Source organism: Streptomyces sp. PA03-3a (assembly GCF_033792735.1).
Lineage (GTDB): Bacteria > Actinomycetota > Actinomycetes > Streptomycetales > Streptomycetaceae > Actinacidiphila.
The window spans coordinates 12,726-36,054 of the sequence record NZ_JARAVM010000057.1 but is presented as its reverse complement, the minus strand read 5'-3'; the positions used below and the strand labels follow the sequence as shown (position 1 = coordinate 36,054).

Annotated in this window: 19 protein-coding genes, 1 tRNA gene and 1 pseudogene; 13 read left to right on the top strand and 8 right to left on the bottom strand. The window is 72.3% G+C overall.

The window, feature by feature from the left end; genetic code table 11:
- Both PV342_RS38230 and PV342_RS38225 read left to right on the top strand, forming a co-directional pair.
- Window positions 1-1,134, top strand: a 1,134-nt coding sequence (locus PV342_RS38230; protein ID WP_500320765.1) for a VWA domain-containing protein, incomplete at its 5' end; no start/stop codon positions are given.
- The gene (locus PV342_RS38225) at window positions 1,131-2,903 is read left to right on the top strand and encodes a hypothetical protein (protein WP_500320763.1); all 1,773 of its coding nucleotides are present in this window, start codon (window positions 1,131-1,133) and stop codon (window positions 2,901-2,903) included. The genes PV342_RS38230 and PV342_RS38225, both read left to right, overlap by 4 nt.
- 4 nt (window positions 2,904-2,907) lie before the next feature.
- Here PV342_RS38225 and PV342_RS38220 read toward each other — a convergent pair whose 3' ends face one another.
- From PV342_RS38220 to PV342_RS38210, 3 genes are read right to left on the bottom strand one after another with little or no spacing between them, the layout of a single operon-like run.
- The gene (locus tag PV342_RS38220; protein ID WP_500320761.1) at window positions 2,908-3,249 is read right to left on the bottom strand and encodes a ribosomal protein L7/L12; all 342 of its coding nucleotides are present in this window, start codon (window positions 3,247-3,249) and stop codon (window positions 2,908-2,910) included.
- 31 nt (window positions 3,250-3,280) lie between these two features.
- A complete protein-coding gene (locus PV342_RS38215) occupies window positions 3,281-4,135 on the bottom strand; it encodes an ABC transporter permease (protein WP_361011684.1) in 855 nt (284 codons plus the stop codon).
- Window positions 4,132-6,807 (bottom strand): alpha/beta fold hydrolase, encoded by a 2,676-nt coding sequence (locus PV342_RS38210; protein ID WP_500320758.1) that lies wholly within the window; start codon window positions 6,805-6,807, stop codon window positions 4,132-4,134. The genes PV342_RS38215 and PV342_RS38210 overlap by 4 nt, the downstream gene beginning before the upstream one ends.
- Window positions 6,808-6,926: 119 nt before the next feature.
- Here PV342_RS38210 and PV342_RS38205 point away from each other — a divergent pair, with 119 nt between their 5' ends.
- Complete coding sequence (locus tag PV342_RS38205) at window positions 6,927-7,892, top strand: aldo/keto reductase (protein ID WP_500320756.1); 966 nt, start codon at window positions 6,927-6,929, stop codon at window positions 7,890-7,892.
- Here the strand turns inward: PV342_RS38205 and PV342_RS38200 are convergent.
- Together PV342_RS38200 and PV342_RS38195 are read right to left on the bottom strand one after the other, a co-directional pair.
- Window positions 7,889-8,830, bottom strand: a complete 942-nt coding sequence (locus tag PV342_RS38200) for a transketolase family protein (protein WP_500320754.1) — start codon at window positions 8,828-8,830, stop codon at window positions 7,889-7,891. The genes PV342_RS38205 and PV342_RS38200 overlap by 4 nt on opposite strands.
- 29 nt (window positions 8,831-8,859) lie before the next feature.
- Window positions 8,860-9,561, bottom strand: coding sequence for a thiamine pyrophosphate-binding protein (locus tag PV342_RS38195; RefSeq protein WP_400807059.1), 702 nt, complete (start codon window positions 9,559-9,561; stop codon window positions 8,860-8,862).
- 54 nt (window positions 9,562-9,615) lie between these two features.
- On the opposite strand from PV342_RS38195, the gene soxR reads away from it, so the two are divergent.
- Window positions 9,616-10,095, top strand: a complete 480-nt coding sequence (gene soxR, locus PV342_RS38190) for a redox-sensitive transcriptional activator SoxR (protein WP_500320752.1) — start codon at window positions 9,616-9,618, stop codon at window positions 10,093-10,095.
- Here soxR and PV342_RS38185 read toward each other — a convergent pair.
- Window positions 10,076-10,366: a YiaA/YiaB family inner membrane protein gene (locus PV342_RS38185; RefSeq protein WP_026251357.1), complete on the bottom strand. Its 291-nt coding sequence runs from the start codon at window positions 10,364-10,366 to the stop codon at window positions 10,076-10,078. The two genes, soxR and PV342_RS38185, sit on opposite strands and share 20 nt — an antisense overlap.
- 179 nt (window positions 10,367-10,545) lie before the next feature.
- Here PV342_RS38185 and PV342_RS38180 point away from each other — a divergent pair.
- Window positions 10,546-10,619: transfer RNA gene (locus PV342_RS38180), tRNA-Pro, on the top strand.
- 340 nt (window positions 10,620-10,959) lie between these two features.
- On the opposite strand, the pseudogene PV342_RS38175 reads toward PV342_RS38180, so the two are convergent.
- Window positions 10,960-11,129 (bottom strand): annotated as a pseudogene (locus PV342_RS38175) (IS110 family transposase); the annotation flags it as partial.
- Between the two features lie 800 nt (window positions 11,130-11,929).
- Here PV342_RS38175 and PV342_RS38170 point away from each other — a divergent pair.
- The 5 genes from PV342_RS38170 to PV342_RS38150 all read left to right on the top strand — a co-directional run bounded on the left by PV342_RS38170 (window position 11,930) and on the right by PV342_RS38150 (window position 20,187).
- Window positions 11,930-12,913, top strand: coding sequence for an ABC transporter permease (locus PV342_RS38170; RefSeq protein WP_392615090.1), 984 nt, complete (start codon window positions 11,930-11,932; stop codon window positions 12,911-12,913).
- A 1-nt stretch (window position 12,914) separates the two neighbouring features.
- Window positions 12,915-13,871 carry an ABC transporter permease gene (locus PV342_RS38165; protein WP_500320750.1) on the top strand — a complete coding sequence of 319 codons (957 nt, stop codon included), beginning with the start codon at window positions 12,915-12,917 and terminating at the stop codon, window positions 13,869-13,871.
- Entirely contained in the window at window positions 13,868-16,015 is a 2,148-nt protein-coding gene (locus PV342_RS38160) for an ABC transporter ATP-binding protein (protein ID WP_400807051.1), read from the top strand. The genes PV342_RS38165 and PV342_RS38160 overlap by 4 nt, the downstream gene beginning before the upstream one ends.
- Window positions 16,012-17,715, top strand: a complete 1,704-nt coding sequence (locus PV342_RS38155; protein ID WP_400807049.1) for an ABC transporter family substrate-binding protein — start codon at window positions 16,012-16,014, stop codon at window positions 17,713-17,715. The genes PV342_RS38160 and PV342_RS38155 overlap by 4 nt, the downstream gene beginning before the upstream one ends.
- Window positions 17,716-18,372: 657 nt before the next feature.
- Window positions 18,373-20,187, top strand: coding sequence for an ABC transporter ATP-binding protein (locus tag PV342_RS38150; RefSeq protein WP_500320747.1), 1,815 nt, complete (start codon window positions 18,373-18,375; stop codon window positions 20,185-20,187).
- A gap of 36 nt (window positions 20,188-20,223) precedes the next feature.
- Here the strand turns inward: PV342_RS38150 and PV342_RS38145 are convergent, their stop codons facing one another.
- Window positions 20,224-20,703 (bottom strand): winged helix-turn-helix transcriptional regulator, encoded by a 480-nt coding sequence (locus tag PV342_RS38145; RefSeq protein ID WP_361011662.1) that lies wholly within the window; start codon window positions 20,701-20,703, stop codon window positions 20,224-20,226.
- A gap of 197 nt (window positions 20,704-20,900) precedes the next feature.
- Here PV342_RS38145 and PV342_RS38140 point away from each other — a divergent pair, with 197 nt between their 5' ends.
- The 3 genes from PV342_RS38140 (at window position 20,901) to PV342_RS38130 (ending at window position 23,076) form a co-directional block, all read left to right on the top strand.
- On the top strand, window positions 20,901-21,257 hold the full coding sequence (locus tag PV342_RS38140) for an MmcQ/YjbR family DNA-binding protein (RefSeq protein ID WP_018561091.1): 357 nt from the start codon (window positions 20,901-20,903) through the stop codon (window positions 21,255-21,257).
- Window positions 21,254-22,267 carry a TIGR03617 family F420-dependent LLM class oxidoreductase gene (locus PV342_RS38135; RefSeq protein WP_500320744.1) on the top strand — a complete coding sequence of 338 codons (1,014 nt, stop codon included), beginning with the start codon at window positions 21,254-21,256 and terminating at the stop codon, window positions 22,265-22,267. Before PV342_RS38140 ends, PV342_RS38135 begins: the two co-directional genes overlap by 4 nt.
- Window positions 22,268-22,392: 125 nt before the next feature.
- Window positions 22,393-23,076, top strand: a complete 684-nt coding sequence (locus PV342_RS38130; RefSeq protein WP_089228253.1) for a RibD family protein — start codon at window positions 22,393-22,395, stop codon at window positions 23,074-23,076.
- The last annotated feature ends 253 nt before the right edge of the window (window positions 23,077-23,329 follow it).

Sequence of the window (23,329 nt, the reverse complement as noted above, 5' to 3'; positions counted from 1 at the left end):
GCCCACGCCGCGGCGGCCACCCTCGCGCCCGCCGACCGGTGGCGCCTCGTGCTGGGCCGCCGGGCCGACCGGCTGCCGCCCTCCGCCGCGGCCCTGGCCACCGCGCTCGACGAGCTGTACGGCCACGGCCGGGGGGAGGGCAGCCGCGGCGACCTCGGCGGCCACGGCGCGGCCGGCGACCGCGGTGGCCGCGAGGCGCCCTACCCCGGGGTGCGCGAGTGGTCCGAGGAACTGGCGGCGCTGTTCGGGCCCGGCATCCGCGAGGAGGTGCTGGCGACCGCCGCCGCGTCGGGCCGCAAGGACGCGGTCGCCGAACTCGACCCCGACAGCGTGCGCCCCTCCGTCGACCTGCTGCGGACCGTCCTGCGCCACGCGGGCGGACTGCCGGAGGCCCGGCTGGCCGCGCTGCGCCCGCTCGTACGGCGTCTGGTCGAGGCACTCACCCGCCAACTCGCCACCCGGCTGCGCCCGGCGCTGCACGGCACCGCCCTGCCGAGGCCCAGCAGGCGCCCAGGCGGCGGCCTCGACCTGGCCCGTACGCTGCGCGCGAACCTGGCCACCGCGCGCCGCGCTCCCGACGGCACCGTCCAGGTGATCCCGGAGCGGCCGGTGTTCCGCGCCCGGGCGCAGCGGGCCGCGGACTGGCGGCTGATCCTGGTGACGGACGTGTCGGGGTCCATGGAGGCCTCCACGATCTGGGCCGCGCTCACCGCCTCCGTCCTGGCCGGGGTGCCCGCCCTGTCCACGCACTTCCTGGCGTTCTCCACCGAGGTCATCGACCTCACCGACCACGTGGCGGACCCGCTCTCCCTCCTCCTGGAGGTGAGCGTCGGCGGCGGCACCCACATCGCCGCCGGGCTGCGGCACGCCCGCGAACTGGTGACCGTGCCCTCCCGCACCCTCGTCGTGGTCGTCAGCGACTTCGAGGAGGGGTATCCGCTCGGCGGCCTCCTGGCCGAGGTCCGCGCCCTGGTCGGAGCCGGCTGCCACGTCCTGGGCTGCGCCAGCCTCGACGACGCCGGGCGCCCCCGCTACTCCACCGGCGTCGCCGGGCAGCTCGTCGCCGCGGGCATGCCGGTCGCCGCCCTCAGCCCCCTCGAACTCGCCCGCTGGGTAGGGGAGAAGATCAGGTGAACCAGCAACTCCCCCCGGTCGCGCCCGCCGTGACCGCGGAACTCGTCGAGGCCCTCTCGCCGCGGCTGCGCAAGCGCCTCGACTCCGCGGTAACCAAGCTCGCGGCCCGCCCGGCCGCCGTCGACGGCGACACCGTGCGGATCGCCGTCGACGACGACACCGACCTCGAACTCCGCGCCCCCGGCGGCACGGTGACCCGGGCCGAGGACGTCCGCTGCGGCTGCCTGCTCGCCCCGGACTGCCTGCACCGCGCCGCGGCCGCCTCGGCCGCACCCGTCGCCGAGGCCCCCGGGCCGGCAGCCGGGTCGGCCCTGCCGGAACCCGGAGGGGAAGAGGCGCCCGCAGCCGAGCCCGAGACCGCCACCCCGCAGCAGCGGGCCGCCGCCGGGGCCCTGCGCACCGCGGGCGCCGCCGCACTCGACGCGGGCGTCGACGGCTCCGGAGCCGTCGTCCAGGCCGAACTGCTCAGGGCGGCGCACTCCGCGCGGCTGGCCGGAATGCCCCGCGCCGCGGCCGCGGCGGTCTCCGTCGTCACCCGGCTGCGCGCCGCCCGCGCCGACGACCCCGGGCACCGCCTCGCCGACCTGGTCGCCGCGCTCCGCGAACTCCTCGGCACCGCCCACCGCGTGCCCCACGCCACCGGCACCGAACTGGCCGCGGTGCGCGGCACCGCCCGGCAGCCGTACACCCCCGACGGCTCGCTGCGGCTGTACGGGCTGTTCTCCGAGCCCGTCCTCACCGCGAGCGGCTACGCGGGCGCCGTCACCTGGACGACCGACGCCGACGGCCGCCTCTGCACCGTCTCCGACGTCGCCCCCGGCGGCCCCGGCCGCGCGACGGGCGCCGCCGACCGGGCCGTGCGCATCGGCGACACAGCCCTCACCCACCGCGAACTCTCCCGCGCGGGCCTGGCCGTGTCCGGCGCGACGGTCTCGCCCACCGGCCGGCTCGGCGCGGGTGCCGCCGTCCGCGCCGTACGGGCATCCGGCGCCGCCTGGACCGCCGAGCCCCTGAACCGGCTGTGGCGGGTGCCCGTCGCCGAGCAGGCCGTGCGCGCCCTCGGCGCGGGCGACGGCCTGCTGTTCCTCGACGTCACCCTCGCCGGCACCGTCCGCGAGGCCGGCGGCGACTGCCTGCTCGCCCGGTGCGGCGACCTGACGATCCGGCTCGCCGCCGCCCACGACCACCCCGCGCTGCCCCACCGCGACAACCTGCGGCTGCTCGCGGACGCGCCGGGCACCCGGCTGCGCGTCATCGCCCGGCTCGACCCCGCCCCGCACCCCCGCGCGCTGCTGCTGGCCACCAGCCACCCGGCCGACCCCGAGGCCCGCGTCGACACCGGACTCGACCGCCTGCAGCGCGCCGACCTCCCCACCGCCGCACCGGCGGTCCCCCTGCCGGCGCCCGACCCGCCCGACGAGGCCCCGGTCCATCTTCTGCTCCGCCGCGTCCACCAGGCCGCCTCCGGCGGGCGCCGGGTCCTCGCCCTGCCCGCGAGTTCGGCCCCCGACGCCCGGCGGCTGCGCCGCGCCGCCCTGCCGACCGCCGCGGACCTGATCGACGACCTCCACCGCGCCGCCGCCGACCGCGGCCGCGACGCCTTCGGCCGCCTGCTGCCCGCCGACACCGAACGCTTCGCCCTCGCCTGGCTGGCCGCCGCCGTCTACTCCGACGAACTCTCCCGGGCCCTGTGCGCCGCGGCCTGGGGCGCCGACCCGTCCGCCGACGCCCCGGTGCCGTCCGCCGGGGCGGTGGGCGGCCCGGCCTGACGGCTCAGCGGCGGAGGGAGCGGCGCGCCGCGGGCAGCCCTGCGCCGACCAGTCGGGCGGTGTGCACGGCGGCTCGCCACCAGGGCCGGAGCCGGGGGCGAAGACGCACCCGCTCCATGTGCGGCGCACCCCTGGCGCCGGCCCCGGCCGCCTCGAGCCGCCGCGCGGCCTCCTCGGCGACCCGCAGCGAGACATCCTCCAGGACCACGAGCGGTACGGACTCCGGCAGTCGCCTGCTCCGCCAGGTGCTGGGCCCTCTGACGGACCGAGGCGCCCGTACGACGTCGAGCTTCCGGACGGCGTTCCCGGCCCCGGTCAGCAGCACGCTGTACGCCGGCTCCTCCACCCTCCGCCCGCCTCAGGGCTCCGCCCCGCCCTCAGGACACGATGTCCTTCCCCCGGAAGCCGCGGAAGGCCAGTGCGACGAACACCACCGCGAAGGACAGCGACACCGAAGTGCCCTTGAGCATGCCCGACCACTCGAGCCGGGGCTGGAGCGCGTCGATCCAGGCGTACTGCCAGTGCGTCGGCAGGATGTCCCGCAGCGAGCCCAGGGCCGTGATCGCGTCCAGGATGTTGGAGAGGATCGCGACGCCCACGGCTCCGCCGACCGCGCCCAGCGGCGCGTCGGTGAGCGTGGAGAGCCAGAGGGCAAAGCCCGCGACGGCGAGTTGGCCGACGAAGACGTACAGGGCGGCGATCGCGAGCCGGCCCGTCGCGGTGCCCGGGGGCAGCGCGCCGGCCGTGGTGAGCTCCAGGTCGCCCCAGCCGTAGGCGAGCGTGCCGACGCCGAGCGCCACCGTGGGCAGCGCCAGCACGGCGGCCGCGCTGAAGACCAGGGACACCAGCGCCTTGGAGGCGAGCAGCCGCGCGCGGGGCACCGGGGCGGCCAGCAGGTAGCGCAGGGACGACCAGTTGGCCTCCGAGGCGATCGTGTCGCCGAAGAACAGCGCGACCGGGATCGTCAGCAGGAAGCCGGAGGAGACGAAGAGCACCGCCAGAGAGAAGTTGACGCCGGAGGCGGTGGCCACGTCCATCATCGTCGGGCCGGAGTCGCGACCCCGCGGGGTGCCGCCGATGGCGAAGGCCGCCCACACGATCACGGGCAGGCCGAGCACGACGCCGAAGGCGACGAGCGTGCGCCGCCGCAGCAACTGCCGTACCGCCTCGACCCGCAGCGGGAGCGTGCGGCCCGGACGGTACCCCTCGGCCAGTTCCAGGGTCTCGGTCACGCGGGACCTCCGATCAGGGTCAGGAACGCGTCCTCCAGGCGGCGGTGCGGGCCGACCCGTTCCACCGGCACGTCGAGCCGCAGGAGTTCGGACAGCAGCTCCGGCACGGTCATCGCGCCCGGCCGGACGAGCAGCCCGCCGTCCGCGGGCTCGGCCGCCTCGACACCGGGCAGCGCCGACAGCTTCGCGGCGACCGCCTCCCGCTGCTCACCGGCCATGCCCGGCGCGCCGACGAAGAGCGCCTGCCCGCTCCCGGCGATCTCGCCGACCGGACCGGCGGCGACGAGCCGCCCCTTGTCCATGACGACCAGGTGCGTGCAGCTCTGCTCGACCTCCGACAGCAGGTGGCTGGAGACGAGGACGGTACGGCCGGCGGCCGCGTAGCGGCGCACCACGTCGCGCATCTCGCGGATCTGTGGCGGGTCGAGCCCGTTGGTGGGTTCGTCGAGGATGAGCAGGTCGGGCAGGCCGAGCATGGCCTGTGCGATCGCGAGCCGCTGCCGCATGCCCTGCGAGTACGTGCGCACCGCGCGTTCCAGTGCCTCGCCGAGGCCCGCGATCTCCAGGGCCTCCTCGACGTGGGCGTCGGCCGCCGGCCGGCCCGTCGCCCGCCAGTACAGCTCCAGGTTGGCGCGCCCCGTCAGGTGCGGCAGGAAGCCCGCGCCCTCCACGAAGGCCCCCACCCGGGACAGCACGGGCGCACCCGGCCGGATCGCGTGGCCGAACACGCGGATGCCGCCCGCGTCGGGCCGGATGAGGCCCATCATCATGCGCATCGTGGTCGTCTTGCCCGCGCCGTTGGGGCCGAGGAGCCCCAGCACCTGGCCCCGCTCGACCCGGAACGACAACTCCCGCACGGCGTAGCGGTCCGCCGCGCCGCGGTACCGCTTGGACAGCCCGGAGATCTCCAGGGGCACGCCGGCGAGGGCCGGGTCCGGCGCCTGCCGCACGGCGCCGGCCCGGCGGCGGCCGGTCAGCAGCAGGGCAGCCGCCAGCGCGAGCGCGCCAACCGGCAGCAGCCACACCCAGGCGGGCAGCGCGCCCTGACCGGTGGTCAGCCCCGGGTCGGTCGGCACGGTCAGCGCGGCGTCTTCGGGCAGGGACACCCGGTACGTGGCGGCCGCGACGGGGGAGGCGTAGCCCAGGTCGGTGGTGGAAAGGACCAGCCGCAGCCGGTGCCCGGCGGCGAACTCGTGGTCCACGGCGGGCAGCCGTACCGGCACCGTGCCGTCCTCCGCGACCCGCAGCGGTGCGACCAGCTGGTGCGGCAGCGTCTCGTTGCCGCCGGGGGCCACGTCGTAGAGCTTCGCGAAGAGCACCGCGCCCGCGGGCGCGTCCGTGGCGACGGTGACGCGTGTCGTCGCGGCGCCGGTAAGCCGCAGCGCCGAGCTCAGCGGCGCCGAGTCGAAGGCGGCGCGCTGACCGGGGAAGTCCAGGGACAGCGACAGCCCCTGGCCGAGGTCGGAGAGCTGGGAGAGCGCGCCCACGCCGGGCACCGCCGAGATCGCGGGCGGGCTGCCGCCCGCGGGGTTGGCCACCGTCTGCGCGCGCCCGCCGAGCGGGACCGTCCGGGTCCGCGTGCCCTCCAGGCCCGGGTACGCGTCCGCGTCCGCGCCCCGGCGCACCGCCCTGCCGTCGGTGGTGTCGACGCCTCCGGTCCGGGTGACGCGGAACGCCGGACCGGTGTCGGCCGCCTTGTCCCGCTTCAGCCAGCGGTCGAACCAGGCCGCGGTGCGCGCCTCGATCCTGGACGTCTCCTGGTCGCCGCCGTCGTGCCCGCCGGAGAACCAGTCGACGGCCACGGGCGCGCCGTTCGCGGCGACGGCCCGCGCGATGGCGTCGCCCTGGTCCAGGGGGAAGAGGGAGTCGTTCTGGCCCTGCACCACCAGGGTCGGCACCTTGATGCGCCCGGCCACCGAGGAGGGGCTGGAGCGCGTCAGCAGCCGCAGCGTGGCGTCGTCCGGGCGTCCGGCGACGGCCGACCGGTCGTACATCGCGCACAGCTCGGGGGTGAAGCCGCACGTGGCGCCGCGCGAGCCCGTGGAGAAGAAGATCCCCGCCCACAGCTTCTTGAACACGCCCTGCGGGAAGAGCGCTTCACCCAGGTCCCACCAGGTGATCGCGGGCACGATGGCGTCCACCCGCCGGTCGTACCCGGCGGCCAGCAGCGAGACGGCCCCGCCGTACGAGGCCCCCGTGACGCCCACCCGTGGGTCGTCCCGGCCGTCGCGCAGCACCTCGGGGCGCCGGCCCAGCCAGTCGACGAGCCGCGAGACGTCGGCGACCTCCGCGTCGGGGGAGTTGAGCCCGATCCGCCCACCGGAGGCGCCGAAGCCCCGCGCGGACCAGGTCAGCACGGCGTAGCCGCCGCGGGCGAGGGACTCGGCCTGGGCCCTCATGTCGTCCTTGCTGCCGCCGAATCCGTGCGCGAGCAGCACCGCCGGGCGCGGCGCCGACCCGCCGGAGGTGAAGTAGGAGGTGTCGATCCGCACCTCGGCGGCGCTGCCCGGTGCCTCGGGCAGGGAGAGGACGCGGTCCTGGCGGCGCACGGGTGCGGAGGAGTCGGCCGTCGCGAGGGTGACGGCGCCGCCACCGGCGAGCAGGGCGAGGGCGGCGGCGCCGGCCGCCAGCCGGCGCCGTGTGCGCCAGGTCCTGGGCAGGGCGAATCGCATGCGTGATCCTCGGACGGGGACGACGGGTGTGACGCTCCCACTATGCATTCCGGTGATCACCCGCGACGTCCGCCTCAGGCACCGGATCGGCGTACTCCACCGGGAGTACGGTGGCGACCGTGCCCTTCGAACGACTCGTCACCGCCCCCCTGCCCCGGCTGGGTCTCGGCCTCGCCGCCGTCGGCCGTCCCGCCTACATCGACCTGGGCCGCGCCGCCGACCTGCCCGCCGACCGCACCGTCGAGGCGATGCGCGACCGCGCCCACGCCGTCCTCGACACCGCCTACGCGCTCGGCATCCGCTACTTCGACGCGGCCCGCTCCTACGGCCTGGCCGAGGAGTTCCTCGCGGGCTGGCTGGACGCCCACCCCGAGGCCGCCGACGTGCTGATCGGCAGCAAGTGGGGCTACACCTACACGGCGGGCTGGCGGGCCGACGCCGAGGTGCACGAGGTCAAGGACCACGCCGCCGCCACCTACGACCGGCAGATCGCCGAGACCCGCGCCCTGCTCGGCGACCGGCTCGACCTCTACCAGATCCACTCCGTCACACCGGACAGCCCGGCCCTCGCCGACCGCGACCTCCACGCACGCCTCGCCCGGCTGTCGGCCGACGGGGTGGCCGTCGGGCTGTCCACCAGCGGCCCGCTGCAGGCCGAGGCGATCCGCGCGGCGCTCAAGGTGACGGTGGACGGACGGCGCCTGTTCAGCGTCGTGCAGGCCACCTACAACCTGATGGAGCCCTCCGCGGGGCCCGCCCTGGCCGAGGCCCACGACGCAGGACTGACCGTGATCGTCAAGGAGGCCATGGCCAACGGGCGCCTGGCGACGGCCGATCCCGACTCCCCCCTCGCCGAGGTGGCCGCCCAGACCGGTGCGACGCCCGACGCGGTGGCGCTCGCCGCGGTCCTGCGCCGCCCCTGGGCCGGCGTCGTGCTCTCCGGCGCCGCCACCACCGGCCAGGTCACCGCCAACGCCCGGGCCGCCTCCGTCGGGCTCGACGCGGAGCAACTGGCCCGGCTGGCAGCCCTGGCCGAACCGGCGCCGGCGTACTGGCGGCACCGCGCGGAGCTCCCCTGGAGCTAGCGGACGCCTTGCCCCGCGAGGCCCGCAGGGCGGCGGGAGCCCGCCAGGAAGTCCCTGATCCGCGCCCGCAGCCCGGCGGCGTCCAGGCCGTGCGCGGCCACGTGCTCCTGCCAGGTGCCGTACCGGCGCAGTTCCTCCCTGGCGGTGCCCAGCGCGAGGACACGGTGCGGCAGGTCGAGCAGCGCCTCGGCCGCGAACGACGCCGACGTGCCCGCCAGGTACGGCTCGACGAGCACCACGTCCGCCGCGTCCGCCCCCGCCACGGCCGCCCGCAGTCCGGCCGCGTCGAAGGGGCGCACCGTGGAGGCGTACAGCACCGTGACGTCCAGGTCCGCGACCGCCTCCAGCGCGGCGTCCAGGAGCGGGCCCACGGCGACCACCACGCCCGCCCGGCCCTCGCGAAGCACCCGGAACCGGCCCGGCGAGACGGGCCGCGCGTCGCGGTTGGACTGCTCGCTGAGCCGTACGTAGACCCGGTGGTCGTCGTCGGCCGCCGCGTGCCGGAGCAGCGCCTCGGCCTCGTCCGGGTGGCCGGGCACGTGCACGGTCCAGCCGTCCAGGGTGTCCAGCAGCGCGACGTCGCCCGGGGCCTGGTGGGTGCGGCCCCCCGCGGCGATGTCGTACGAGCCGCCCGAGCTGACCAGCACCGCGCCCGCGCCCTGGTGCCCCAGGTCCAGCTTGACCTGCTCGAAGGGGCGTTCCACCAGGAAGCTGCAGAAGGTGTGGACGATCGGCCGCAGCCCGGTCAGCGCCAGCCCGCCCGCGACGCTGACCAGCAGCTGCTCGCGGATGCCCACGTCGATCACCCGGTCGGGGTGGCGGCGGGCGGCCTCCGTGAAACGGTCCCCGGAGATGACCGCCAGCACGACGGCCAGCCGGGGGTCCTCGTCCAGCAGACGGGAGGCGACGGAGGTGAAGCGGTCACGCATGGTGTCCATCGGAAGGTCTCCTCGGCTCGGGGCGGTGGTCACCGCTTGGGCTCGACTCGGGCGACGACGGCGTGCGGCCGTCCGGGGTGCGGTGCGGTGAACGCCTCGTACAGCGCCTCGTGGTCACGGCCGTCGACGCTCGTCACGGACCAGCCCTCGCCCGCGAACAGCGAGGCGGGACCTCCCGGGCGCCGGTAGGTGGCGGAGGTGTTGTCGACGGCGACGACGTGCAGGCCGTCCAGTCCCGTGGCGCCGGCGAAGGCGACGGCCTCGTGGTTGCTGCCCTCGTCCAGTTCGGCGTCGCCGACCAGCACCCACACCGCGGCGTCGGTCAGGCCCTGCGCCCGCAGTCCCAGGGCGCTGCCCACCGCGATCGGCAGCCCGTGGCCGAGCGAGCCGGAGCCGATCTCGGCGCCCGGCACGAGCAACCGGTCCGGGTGGTGGCCGAGCGGCGAGCCGAAGGAGCCGAAGCCCGGCAGCCACTCCTGCGGGAGGAAGCCCTTGGCGGCGAGCACCGCGTAGTACGCCATCGGGCCGTGGCCCTTGGAGAGCAGGAAGCGGTCCCGGCCGGCGTCCTGCGCCGTCCCCGGGGTCACCCGCAGCACCCGGTCGTAGAGCACCCACAGCACGTCGAGGGTGGAGGTGGCGGCGGGCCCGTGCTTCTCGTCGCCGGTCATCAGCGACATCAGCCGCCGGAGGTCGTCGTATCCGTACGCGGTGTCCGCACTGGTCGGAGTCATGAGTCGAGGTTGCAACTTCAAGTCGGCTTGAGGTCAAGCGCTACGCTCGGTGCCATGAACGACCCCGCACTGCGCCGCGACCGCCTGGCCATCGGCGAGCTCGCCGCGCGCAGCGGTCTCGCCACCTCGGCCCTGCGCTACTACGAGGTCCTCGGCCTCATCCGCTCCGAGCGCACCGCCGGCGGGCAGCGCCGCTACCCCCGCGTGACGCTGCGCCGCGTCGCGTTCATCCGGGCCGCCCAGCGGGTCGGCCTGTCGCTGGAGGAGGCCGGCGCCGCCCTCGCCCGGCTCCCCGAGGACCGCGCCCCCAGCGCCGCCGAGTGGAACGCCGTAGCCCGCACCTGGACCCGTCGCATCGACGAGCAGATCGCCGAGCTGGAACGGCTCAAGGGCAACCTCACCGGCTGCATCGGCTGCGGCTGCCTCTCCCTGCGCAAGTGCGCCCTGTACAACCCGGACGACACCGCCGCCGCCAGGGGGCCCGGCGCTCGGTACCTGCTGGGCGACGAGTCGGCTACACCCCGTCGACCTTGAACGGGTCGTGCTCGGACAGCAGCTTGTCCAGCCGCGCCTGATCCACCCGGCTCGTCACCTGGCCGGCCTCCTGCCGGTCGCGGACGACCTTGGCGAGCGTGAACGCCGAGGTCACCACGTAGAGCAGCCCCACCGCCAGGAAGGCCCGCACCCACGGGCCGACCGGCAGGTAGGCGATGCCCACGACCATCGCCCCGAGGGCGACGGCGAACGAGATCGCGGCCTGCGCCGAGTAGGCCGCCGTGTTCTGCTGCTGGATCGGATTCGCCATGCCTGAAGCATCGGCCGCCCGGGCCCGCGCCACATGAGTACGGCTACTCATCCGGGCCGGGCACCCCGCCGCGGCGGCGCCCGGCGTGCCGCGGGAATGGTGCGAGCGAGCACCCGCCGACGTGCGGTATTGTTCTCGTGCGCGGTCGGCCGGGTGGGAAACCCGGTACGAGTCGGCACCGGGACGTGGCGCAGCTTGGTAGCGCACTTGACTGGGGGTCAAGGGGTCGCAGGTTCAAATCCTGTCGTCCCGACGGTGACGTCGGAGATTTTGCAGCGTAAGGGGCCCTCTAGTGGGGGCCCCTTACGTATGTCCTGGAGTGGTTCGGGGGTCTTCTTCGCTCCCCGCTCCCATCGCCCCCGGCCTTCCTCGCCGGTGTCACTCTGTGTCGGCCGTCTGTCGCTCGGAGTTCGACCGCCCCGCCTCCAGGTCGGCGGGCCTGCCCTGTATCTGCTCGTCGTTCGCCCAGGTGGTGCGCACCGAGCAGGGGGACACCTCCTGGGCGCCGGGGACCGCGAGCCGGCCGCAGGCGCGTGACGGTGGTCGTGCTCTTCGCGGACTCGATCGTCGTGTGCCGAGGACGGTGAGCTCGGCGTGATCTGGTCGGTCCGTTCCGGCGAGCACAGGGTGGGGGGCATCGTGCGGGCGGCGTCGGGGATCACCGCGGCGTCCTTCGCGTCGGTCCTGGCCTCGTCGGGGTAGAGGTCGGCTGTCCGGCGCATCGCCGGCCGGGCAGGTAGGCGACCCGGCAGCCCGCGTCACGGGGCGACTGGGTGAGTTCCCCGGACGGCTGGGGGCGAACAGGCCCCTGGCTGGCGTGATTTCACGCGTGATGACACATTGAGCCCTTTCAAGTGCGATTCATGAGGCTGAAGTTGCCCGGGACGCCGACACGGCTGGGAACAGCGCGAGACGCATCGAGCAGTTCCACGTCGTCGTCCGAAGCGTCACCCGATCGGTGGCCACTCTGCAAGAGCTCGGATCGGGCACCGGATCTTCTGGTGCCCTGAACGGCTCGGCTTCTCACGTTCTGGGTCACCGCAGATCAGCACGTACTCGCCGGCCTCCGACGCCCGATCTTCACGGCCTTGCCCCAGTCATCGGAAAGGGAGCACGAAGAGTCGATTATGCGCGAAAGTTTGTTTTGTGCCTCTTGGAGCCGCCTCCGCTTCGCGGGTCGCTACCCCTGCCGCGACGTTGAAACGTTTCGCAAAAAATGACCGATATGCGGCTTCGCTTAACCGGATCGCGACCTGACCAGCCTTGACGTGCCACGCGGGCAGTTGGAATCGTTGACGGCGGCGCTGCTGATCATGTGGCTGCTGTAAACCCGCTTATTCCATGCAAGGTTGTTCACCATGTCCTGTGTACTGCTCACTCATGCTTCGCCTGCTCGTTCAGCGCTGTGGGCAGACCTCAGGCTCGTGCACCGGAACGGCTGCGCGCCAGTCATTTTTTGACCCCCCCAGGGATCCGCACGATCCCGGTCGGCGCGACTAAGTCTCCAGTCATTCATCGGACTTGCGGGCCGATACGCCTCATATCACGAAAGACCGACTAACAGTGCTGCGTTACATCGCCCGCAAAATAGTCGGCTGGTTCTTGATGATCGCCATCGCGACCAATCTCACGTACTTCCTCGCTAACGCATTCCTCAAACCTGCGTCGAACTACACCGCGTTGCGACCGCCTCGAACTCCAGCCCAGATCAACCACTCGTTGGCGCTCTATAATCTCAATCCAGACAAGCCGGTCACGGATCGGTGGTGGCACTGGATAACTCAGATCGTGACCCACTTCGACTGGGGCCAGTCGCCGACCGGGGGCAGCGTCAACGACCAGGTCGCCTATCGGATTTTTGTCAGCGGTCAGTTGGTCCTGGGCTCGACGATCCTGTCCATCGTCATCGGAGTCGGGCTGGGCGTCTACACCGCGTCGCGCCAGTACAAGGCCGCCGACCGGGTGCTGCAGGGGTTCTCCGTGCTCTCCTTCAACACGCCCTCCGCGGTGGCCTCTCTCGCGGTCGTGCTCGCGGCCATCGCGCTGAACCAGTCCCTGGGCAGCACGCTGCTGCCGGTCGCCGGAGCGCAGAGCCCCGAGGTCAGTGGGTTCTGGTCGGTCTTCGGGTCCAGAGCGACGCACGCGATCCTGCCCACGATCTCGCTCACGTTCATCTCCTACGCCGGATACCACCTGTTGCAGCGATCGCTGCTGCTGGACCACATCAACTCCGACTACATCCGTACCGCACGGGCCAAGGGGTTGACGCGGAGGCAGGCCATCTACCGGCACGGGCTGCGCACCTCGATCATTCCTGTCGCCACTCAGGTCGCCTTCGCGATGCCGGCGCTGTTCACCGGCGCGGTGATCACGGAAACGGTCTTCGCCTGGCACGGAATGGGTGAGTACTTCACCAAGACCATCAGCACGAACGACGTGCACGGCGTCGTCGCTGTCGCAGCCTTCGGTGCCCTCATGACGGCCATCGGCGCGATTCTCGCCGACCTCGTCGTCGTGGCCCTTGACCCCAGGATCAGGGTGAGCTGACGTGGCCATCAACATGCCCGGTGTCGGACCCGACGCCGATCGGGTGCGCTCCGACGAGTCCGAAACGCAGGAACCGGGAAGGACCGGCCTCGGTGGCAAGCGCCTCTCCCCGTCCAGGCTCTACATGCGGCGCTTCGCGCGCAACAAGCCGGCGCTCGGCGGTCTGGTCCTCTTCGCCCTCCTCGTGTTCTTCTCGCTGCTCGGCCCGTACCTGACGCACTGGGACCACATGGAGGCGGACTTCACCGCACTCTCCGTCCCCCCCGGGGTCGGCGGCCACCTGCTGGGCACCAACGGAGCGGGCAACGACGTCTACGCGCAGATCGTGCACGGCCTCGGCAGGTCGCTGATCATCGCCGTGACGGTGTCTCTGCTGACCACCGCGATAGCCGGACTGTTCGGTACCACGGCCGCCTACTTCGGCGGCAAGGTCGAGCGGGCGATGCTCGGGTTCGTGCACTTCCTGCTCATCCTGCCCTCGTTCCTGATCATCGCCCTGGTCGGTACCCGCTACCGCGGCGAGTGGCAGGTTCTGGTTGTGGTCCTCACGCTGTTCGGCTGGATGCTCACCGCTCGGGTGATCTGGTCGCTGGCCACCTCCCTGCGGGAGCGCGAGTACGTGCTGGCTGCCCGCTTCATGGGCGTCAGTCCGATGCGCACCATCGTCCGCCACCTGGTACCGAACATCGGGTCCTTGCTCATCGTGACGTTCACCCTCGGTGTCGCCTCGACCGTGCAGGCCGAGACGGCGCTCTCCTTCATCGGTTTCGGCGTCAAGCAGCCCGACGTGTCGCTGGGTTCCATGCTCGCCGACGGGCAGAACACCCTGTCCACCGCTCCCTGGCTGTTCTACCTGCCCGCAAGCATGGTGGTGCTGCTCACCGTGGCGATGGCGCTGATCGGCGACGGCCTGCGCGACGCCCTCGACCCCACCTCGCAGTCTGGAGGCCGCGCATGATCGAGCAGCGCGCTGTCACGACCACGCCCGACACCCGGCAGCCTCTGCTGTCCGTGCGCGACCTGAAGGTGGCCTTCCCGTCGGAAGCCGGCAGGGTGGAAGCCGTCCGCGGCGTCTCCTTCGACCTGCACCGCGGCAAGACCCTGGGCATCGTGGGCGAATCGGGCTCGGGCAAGTCCGTCACGTCCATGGCCGTCATGGGGCTTCTGCCCGACTACGCCGCGGTCACCGGCGACATCACGCTCGGCGGGAAGAACCTCCTCGATCTCGACGACCGGCAGATGTCGAAGGTGCGCGGTCAGCACATCGGCATGATCTTCCAGGACCCGCTCTCGTCGCTCACTCCGATCTTCAGCATCGGAGCCCAGATCGTCGAGGCCCTCCAGATCCACCAGGACATCTCGTCCGCGGCCGCCTGGAAACGGGCCGTCGAACTCCTGGACCTGGTCGGCATTCCCAACCCCGACCGCCGCGCCAAGGGGTTCCCGCACGAGTTCTCGGGCGGGATGCGGCAGCGGGCCGTCATCGCCATGGCGATCGCGAACGACCCCGACCTGATCATCGCCGACGAGCCGACGACCGCTCTCGACGTCACCGTGCAGGCGCAGATCCTCGACGTCCTCAAGACCGCCCAGCGCGAGACCGGAGCCGCGGTCATCATGATCACCCACGACCTCGGGGTGGTGGCCGGCTCGGCCGACGACGTCATGGTGATGTACGCCGGTCGGCCGGTCGAACGTGCCGGGGTGGACGAACTCTTCGCGCGACCGCGCATGCCCTACACCATCGGCCTGATGGGTGCGATTCCCCGCCTGGACGACCGCGAAAGGGGCGCCCTGACCCCGGTCCCGGGGACTCCGCCACTCCTGGTGGACCTTCCCGATGCCTGCCCTTTCGCGGCGCGTTGCCCCGTCGTGCAGGACGCCTGCCGGGAGGCCGAACCCCCCCTGCTGGCGATCGCCGGCGGCGCCGGCGGCGACGAGCGGCACTCGGCTGCCTGCCGGCGCGCCGCGGAGATCGACGATGGCGCCATCGGCGGCGAGCCGATCTACCCCGTCCCGGCCCTCAGGGAGAACCGAGCCGCGGCCGTACCCCGTGAGGACCGACCGAAGGTCCTGGAACTCTCGGGTGTCACGAAGACCTTCCCGCTCACCAAGGGCGGCCTGCTCAAGCGCAGGGTGGGCTCCGTCTTCGCCGTCAACGGCATCGACCTGGACATCCGCCAGGGAGAGACGCTCGGACTCGTCGGCGAGTCGGGGTGCGGCAAGACCACCACACTGCTGGAGATCATGGGCCTGAAGCCGCCCGAGCAGGGCAGCATCGCTGTCTGCGGCCAGAACACGGCGGACCTGAAGCGGAAGCAGGACATCAGCTCCGTCCGCCGCGACATGCAGATGGTGTTCCAGGACCCCATGGGGGCACTGGACCCCCGTATGACGGTCTTCGACATCCTCGCGGAACCCCTCCGCGCGATCGGTGGCCGCGACAGCAAGGCGCTCTCCACTCAGGTGGGGGAGCTCATGGAACTCGTGGGACTCGACCCTGAGCACCGCGACCGCTTCCCCGCGGCCTTCTCCGGCGGGCAGCGGCAGCGCATCGGCATCGCCCGGGCGCTCGCCACGAAGCCGAAGTTGCTCGTTCTCGACGAGCCGGTCTCGGCTCTCGACGTCTCGGTGCAGGCCGGCGTCATCAACCTGCTCAACGACCTCAAGGCCGAACTGGGCCTGTCCTACCTCTTCGTCGCCCACGACCTGTCGGTGGTGAGCCATATCTCCGACCGCGTGGCGGTGATGTACCTGGGACGGATCGTCGAGATCGGTGCCACCGACGCCGTCTTCGACAACCCCAGGCACCCCTACACCAAGGCACTCCTCTCCGCGATTCCCCTGCCCGATCCGGTCGCGGAACGCACCCGGGAGCGAGTCCTGCTCAAGGGCGACCTTCCGAGTCCGACCGACGATCAGCCTGGTTGCCGGTTCGTCACCAGGTGTCCCCTCCACCTGACGCTGTCGGAGCCGCAGAAGGAGCAGTGCCGCGGGGTCACTCCGCAGCTCACCGACAGGGGCGACCAGGATCACCGCGACGCATGCCATTTCGCGGACACGACCATAACTGTTTCCAACCAAGCTGAAAGGCCGTCATGAGAAGAATGGTTCTGAGCGGGCTGGCGATCGCCGCCACCGCTTCCCTCGTCCTCTCCGGGTGCACCAGCGGTGACTCAGACAACTCCCCGAAGGAGAAGTCCAAGGGGGCCACCTCGGAGAGCGAGGTGCTGACCGCGTACAACCCCCAGCCTGCGAGCAACCTGCAGCAGGGCGGCAAGCTGACGCTGCCCATCGTGGAGATCCCCGATCAGCTCAACCCCCTGAACGGCAACGGATCGCTGTACACGTCGAAGATCGCCTGGTTCTACCAGCCGCAGCTGTCCTTCAACGACCCCAAGGGCAACATCACTTACAACAAGGACTACCTCACCGACGTCAAGCAGGCGACGGTGGACGGCAACACTCAGGTCACGTACGACATCAACCCGCAGGCCAAGTGGAACGACGGCCAGGACATGGACTGGACGACGTTCCGGGACACGTGGAACGCGCTCAACGGGAAGGACAAGGAGTATGTCGTCGGCTCCACCGACGGCTACTCCAGCATCATCTCGGTCGAGAAGGGCAAGGACGCCAAGCAGGCGATCGTCACCTTCAAGGGCCCCTTCGTGTACTGGAAGTCCCTTTTCTCCCAGCTCGTCAACCCGCACATCGCCAAGGCCGGTCCCTTCAACGAGGCCTACGTGAGCACCCCCCACGCGGAGTGGGGCGCCGGCCCTTACACCATCTCCAAGTTCGACGCCAAGGGCGGCACGGTCACCTACAAGCCCAACCCCAAGTGGTGGGGCGCCAAGCCGCATCTGGACGAGCTCACCTTCGTGCAGATGGAGGTCAGCGCCAGCCTCAACGCCTTCAAGAACGGCCAGATCGACGCGGTGCAGGCTGCCAACGCCGAGGAGCTCAACCAGGTGAAGTCGGTGGAGGGGACCGAGCTTCGCCGCGGCACGACCACCTCCAACAACCTCCTGGTCTTCAACAGCACCTCGCCGCAGTTGAAGGACCCGGCGGTGCGCAAGGCCCTGATGGAGGCAATCGACCGCTCCCAACTCGCGAAGATCACGTTCCAGGGACTCGGTTATACCGAGCCCCTGCCCGGGTCCTTCTCTCTCTACCCCTTCCAGAAGGGGTACCAGGACAACTTCGGTAAGCTCGTGAAGTTCGATGCCGCCGCGGCGCAGAAGGAACTGGACGCCGCGGGCTGGAAGGCCGGCGCGGACGGTGTGCGTGCCAAGGGTGGCGAGAAGCTGGAACTGAACTTCCCCACCATCGGTGACAGTGCCACCGTCAAGGCCCGTGCCACTGCCATCGCCCAGATGATGAAGAACATCGGCGTCAAGGTGAACATCGAGGCTCGCCCCTCCGCCGACTTCAACAAGGTGTTCACCAAGCGCGCCTTCGACATATTCGGGATGGGCTTCATCTCGAGCGACCCGAACGGAATGCTCTACATCTGCCAGATGTACTGCTCCGACTCGACGCTCAACGTCTCCCGCTCGGTGCCGAAGACCATGGACGAGGAGGTCAAGGCCGTCACCAACCTGCCGACCCTGGACGAGCAGATCGAGGCCGGCAACAAGGTCGAGCTGAAGGCCATGGAGACCTACGGCATCATGCCGATCCACAACGGCCCCACCGTCTGGGCGGTCAAGAAGGGTCTCGCCAACTACGGGGCGGCCCAGTTCTACGGCAACTACGGCGTCATGGGCGCGCCCGAGCTGATCGGCTGGCAGAAGAAGTAAGCCGGCCTTCCGGGCTCCGCCGCAGCGTCGATGCGGCGGAGCCCCCGCGTGGCGGGCGACGGCGAAGCGTTCCGTGCGATCTGCCCCAACTGCCGCCCTTGGCCGACGCTGATCCACTCGCTCTGCGGCCTCACGGCACCCTGCGTGCTGCCGCAGTTGACCGGGCAGCCCCGCTTAGGCGGTCGCGGCCAGCGGGAAGCGCACTGCACCATGTGCGGACGCCTCCGCGACATCCGCTCCGGCATCGCCGACACCCCCGTCTACGGCCCCGCACGAAGCCGGACCCGCGGCCGCTTCCGCGGTGGCGGGGGCGTCGGCCGTGTGCCGATGACGGGCGCCCCGGCGCACCGATCCGTGCGACCCCGAGCCGTCTCCGCCCGCACCCGTGCCTCCGGGCGCACCCGTGCGCCGTGCCGCCCGCCGGAAAACGCTTGGACTGCGCACCGGCCCTCGCGGGACACTGCCAGTTCGGACCGCCCACCGGTCGCACCTCGGCGTCGCCGCGAACCACGCGGAGGCCCCGTGACCATGCGCGTCCGCCGCAGGACGACCCGAGCGGGGGGTATTCATCCGAACCAGAGCGCCGCACCGCCACGGCGGCAGCGGCACCTCCCGGAGAAGCACGCGGCAGTCGCCGCACGACACCGCAGGGTGAAGATGGGATCGCCTGAAACAGACAGGTTCCGGCCGGCCAGGGGCCCGGTGCTCCTGGCCCTTCGTCACTACGGAAGGGAGCTGGCCCGGCTCCGGTGGCTGACGCTTCCGGCGATGCTGTCGCCGGCCCTCGGCAACATCGGCATCAACTACGTGGCCCCGCTGGTCGTCGCGAAGCTCGTCGGCGGCTTCGTCGACGGTACCGCCCCCGGCCTCGGGGCGACCCTGCCCTACGTCCTGGTCTTCGCCGGCGTGCTGCTGCTCGCGGAGACGCTGTGGCGGATCGGCCTGCACTGTCTCAACCGCCTCGACGCCCTCGGCATCGAGCACCTCTACGTGGTCGGCATGGACGAACTGTTCGCCAAGGACGCGTCGTTCTTCCACGACAACTTCGCCGGGTCGCTGACCAAGCGGGTGCTGAGCTTCGCCTCGCGCTTCGAGGAGTTCGTCGACACGCTGACCTTCAACGTCCTGGGCAGCTTCGTACCGCTGCTGTTCGGGTCGGTGGTGCTGTGGGCCTACGAACCGCTGCTGGTGGTCGGCCTCTTGGTGATGATCGCGGTGACCGCGCTGTGCGTGGCGCCCCTCATCCGCCGGCGCCAGGCGCTCGTCCGCCGGCGCGAGGAGGCGATCGCCAGGGTGTCCGGGCACGTCGCCGACAGCCTGATGAACATGGACACCGTCAGGGCGTTCGCCGCCGAGGAGCGCGAGGCCGCCGAGCACCGCTCCCGCGTCGCCGAGTCGCGCAGGCTCACGCTCAAGTCGTGGGACTACGGAAACCTGCGCATCGACACCCTGGTCGCACCGCTGTCCGTGCTCACCAACGCGCTCGGCCTGCTGCTCGCGGTCACGCTCGGCGCGGGCACGCACGGCGTGGAGGCGGTCGTGGTGGCCTTCACCTACTACTCCAACGCGACGCGGATCATGTTCGAGTTCAACCAGATCTACCGCCGTCTGGAGAGCTCGATGACGGAGGCCGCGCAGTTCACCGAACTGCTGCTGAAGCCGCCCACCGTGCTCGACCCGCCCGCGCCGGAACCGCTGCGGTCCACGGGCGCCGATGTCCGCTTCGAGCACGTGACCTTCGCCCACGGCGGCGCGGAGCCGCTCTTCGAGGGGCTCGACCTGACCGTGCCCAGCGGTGCCAGGGTCGGGCTGGTCGGCCGCTCCGGGGGCGGCAAGACCACCCTCACCCGGCTGCTGCTGCGGATGAACGACATCGACGGCGGCCGGATCCTGATCGGCGGGCAGGACATCAGCCGGCTGCGCCAGGCCGACCTGCGCGGCCTGATCTCCTACGTGCCCCAGGACCCGGCGATGTTCCACCGCACCCTGCGGGACAACATCGCCTTCGCCCGCCCCGACGCCACCGAGGACGAGATCCGCCGCGCGGCCAAGGCGGCCCACGTCACGGACTTCGCGGACGCGCTGCCCGCCGGCTTCGAGACCATGGTCGGCGAACGAGGGCTCAAGCTCTCCGGCGGACAGCGGCAGCGGGTCGCGCTCGCCAGGGCGATCCTGCGCGACGCCCCGATCCTGCTGCTCGACGAGGCGACCAGCGCGCTGGACTCGGAGAGCGAGATGCTCGTCCAGGAGGCCCTGTGGCGGCTCATGGAGGGGCGGACGGCGCTCGTGGTGGCGCACAGGCTCAGTACGGTCGCCGGCATGGACCGGCTGATCGTCCTGGACCGCGGACGCATCATCGAGCAGGGCACCCACCAGGAACTGCTCGCGGAGGACGGCGCCTACGCCAAGCTGTGGCAGCACCAGTCGGGCGGCTTCCTGGACGACACCGCCGAACGGGCCGACCTGCACTGAACCGGGCCGCCCACGGCCGCCGGGGCGGCCTGCCGGTCAGGCCGCCCCGGTGGGCCGGGCCACGGCGATGGACACGTCGCTGCCCGGTACCTCGCTGCCGTCGTCGGTGAGGAAGCCGACGTGGACGGCGCGGCCGGTCGAGCGCGTCCGGCGGCGCGCGGAGGGGCCGGAGGGGCGCGGCCGGTGGCGGTCCCCCCACTGCTGGAGGGAGGCCATGACGAGGTCGAGCTCCCGCCCGGCGTCGGTCAGGTGGTAGCTCTGCCGCTGCCGGCTGCCCGGCTCCTGGTACGTGCGCGTGCACAGGACCCCGGCGTCGACGAGCAGCTTGAGGCGGGTGCTGAGGAGGTTGGGGGCGATCCCGAGGGAGGTCTGGATCTCGGCGAAGCGGTGCCGCCCGGCGAAGATCTCGCGCAGCACCAGCAGGGACCAGCGCTCACCGAGGATCTGCAGGCTCCGCTCGATGGAGCAGGCCGGCTGGTCCTCCTCCGGGCCCGACACATGCCGTACGGTCGCCACTGCCGCTCACCTCCTGGACGATGCGATTCCCGCCCGCCGCGTCCTCGCGACCGCGCCGGGGAGAAGCTCAGTGTACACCTAGGTTTCCTCTTGCTACTCAGGTCCGCCCGGAGGAGCGGGGGAGGGGAGCCGGAGGGGGCGTCACGCGCGGGGGACGCGTCACGGCCGTTGTCGGAGGCGATGGCTACCGTGGTCGCATGCCCGATTCCGAAGACGTCCGCCGCATCGCCCTCTCGCTGCCCGAGTCGGTCGAGAAGGAGGCCTGGAGCATGCCCACGTTCCGGGTCGCCGGGAGGATGTACCTCACACTGCCCGACGACGAGACGTCCTTCGCGGTGCGCTGCCCCATGCACGAGCGGGGCGAGCTGATCGCGGCCGAGCCGGGGAAGTTCTGGGTGCCGCCGCACGAGGCCGGGTCGAACTGGGTGCGGGTCCGGCTCGCCGCCCTGGACGACATGGACGAGCTCCGGGACATCGTCGCCGACTCCTGGCGGCAGGCCGCGCCGCCGCGGCTCACCGAGGCCGACGGCCCGGCCGCGGGAGCCGGCGCGTGACCACCCCGCCCGCGCCCTTCAAGGCCGACTTCACCTTCACCGGCCGGATCGAGCGGACCGCCGCGGCCGCCGCCCACGCCGAGGCGCACGGCGCGGACGGCGTGCTGGTCAACGAGATGCGGCACGACGCCTTCCTCCAGCTGGCCCTCGCCGCGGGCGCCACCCGCCGGGCCGACCTGGTCAGCGGTGTGGCGATCGCCTTCGCGCGCAACCCGATGACGGTGGCCACGGCCGCCTACGACGTCCAGCGGCTGACCGTCGGCCTCGGCTCGCAGGTCAAGCCGCACATCACCCATCGCTACGGCATGCCGTGGTCGCGGCCCGCCGCCCGCATGAAGGAGTTCGCCGCCGCCCTGCGGGCCATCTGGCACAGCTGGCAGACCGGCGACCGGCTGCGCTTCCGCGGCGAGTTCTACACCCACACCCTGATGACGCCGATGTTCGACCCGGGCCCCCTGCCGTCCGGGCCGCCCCGGATCTGGCTGGCAGGCGTCGGCCCGATGATGACCGCCGTCGCGGGCGAGGCCGCCGACGGGCTGATCTGCCACGCCCTCACCTCCGCGGACTACCTCCGGCAGGTCACCCTCCCCACCGTGCACCAGGCCAGGGAGGCCTCCGAGCACGCGGGCCGGCCCTTCGAGGTGGCGGGCAACGCCCTGGTCGCCACCGGCCGTACCGAGGAGGAGTACGCGGCGGCCCTGACCGCCACCCGCGAGCGGATCGCGTTCTACGCCTCCACACCCGCCTACCGCGCGGTGCTCGACCTCCACGGCTGGGGCGAACTCCACGACGAGCTGCACCGGCTGTCCGTGCGCGGCCGGTGGGCCGAGATGGGCCGGCTGGTGGACGACGACGTCCTGGACGCCTTCGCCGTCCACGGCGAACCGCGTACGGCCGGCCGCGCCGTGCGCGACCGCTTCGCGGGCCTGTGCACCCGCGTCACCGTCTCCCTCTCCCACGACGCCGACGACTCGCTCGCCCTCGACGTCCTCGCCGGGATACGGGACTGACGGGCCGACTCCGCGGCTGACCAGGCCCGCACGATGATCGGCGGACCCTACATCGATCCGGAGGCCTGCGCGCGACTTACGGAACCTTCCCATCCGCGAACGCCCTTGTACGGCAATGTGTCCCCATGAGATCGCGCCCGTACGTACTGATGTCCGTGGCCTCCTCGCTGGACGGATGCCTGGACGACACGAGCACGACCCGGCTGCTGCTCTCCAACGAGGAGGACTTCGACCGGATCGACGACGTCCGCTCCGGGGTGGACGCCATCCTCGTGGGGGCCAACACCATACGGTCCGACGACCCGCGGCTGCTGGTGTGCTCCGCCGAGCGCCGCGAACGCCGGCTCCGCGCGGGGCTGTCACCGACGCCGATCAAGGTCACGGTCACCGAGAGCGGGAAACTGGACCCCGGCGCACGGTTCTTCACCACCGGGGAGTGCGAGAAGGTCGTCTACACGACGTCCGGCGCGAGCGACTGCCTCCGCGAACGCATCGGCGACGTCTGCTCCGTCGTCGACGCCGGGGACCCGCTGGACGTGCGGATCCTGCTCGCCGACCTCGCCGAGCGCGGTGTCGGACGGCTCATGGTCGAGGGCGGCGGAATCGTCCACACCATGTTCCTCAGCGCCGGGCTCGTCGACGAACTCCAGCTCGTGTACGCGCCGTTCTTCGTCGGCCAGGCCGACGCCCCGCGCATGGTGCACCCCGCGGTCTTCCCGCAGGGCCCCCAGCAGCGGATGACGCTCGCGGAGACCCGGCAGATCGGCGACGTGGTGCTGCTGCGCTACCTGCCGCGCCAGGACGCCTGACCGCCCGGGAGGAGCGGGGGCGTTCGGGGCCGCAGACTCCGAGGCCCCCTGACCGGCGACGCGGTAGGACGCCCGATCGCCGGCGGGCAGGGCCGAGGGGCCGTGAGCGGGACCTGGTGTCCTGCGGCCCTGCTGAACCAGGGCTCCTCTCCAGGGTCCGCAGCCCGGGCGCGACGCGACGCGCCGTTTTGCGCGTCAGGTCGAGTTCCCCGGCAGCGCGTGACACCGGCGGGAGCCCGGACGCGCCGGGTCG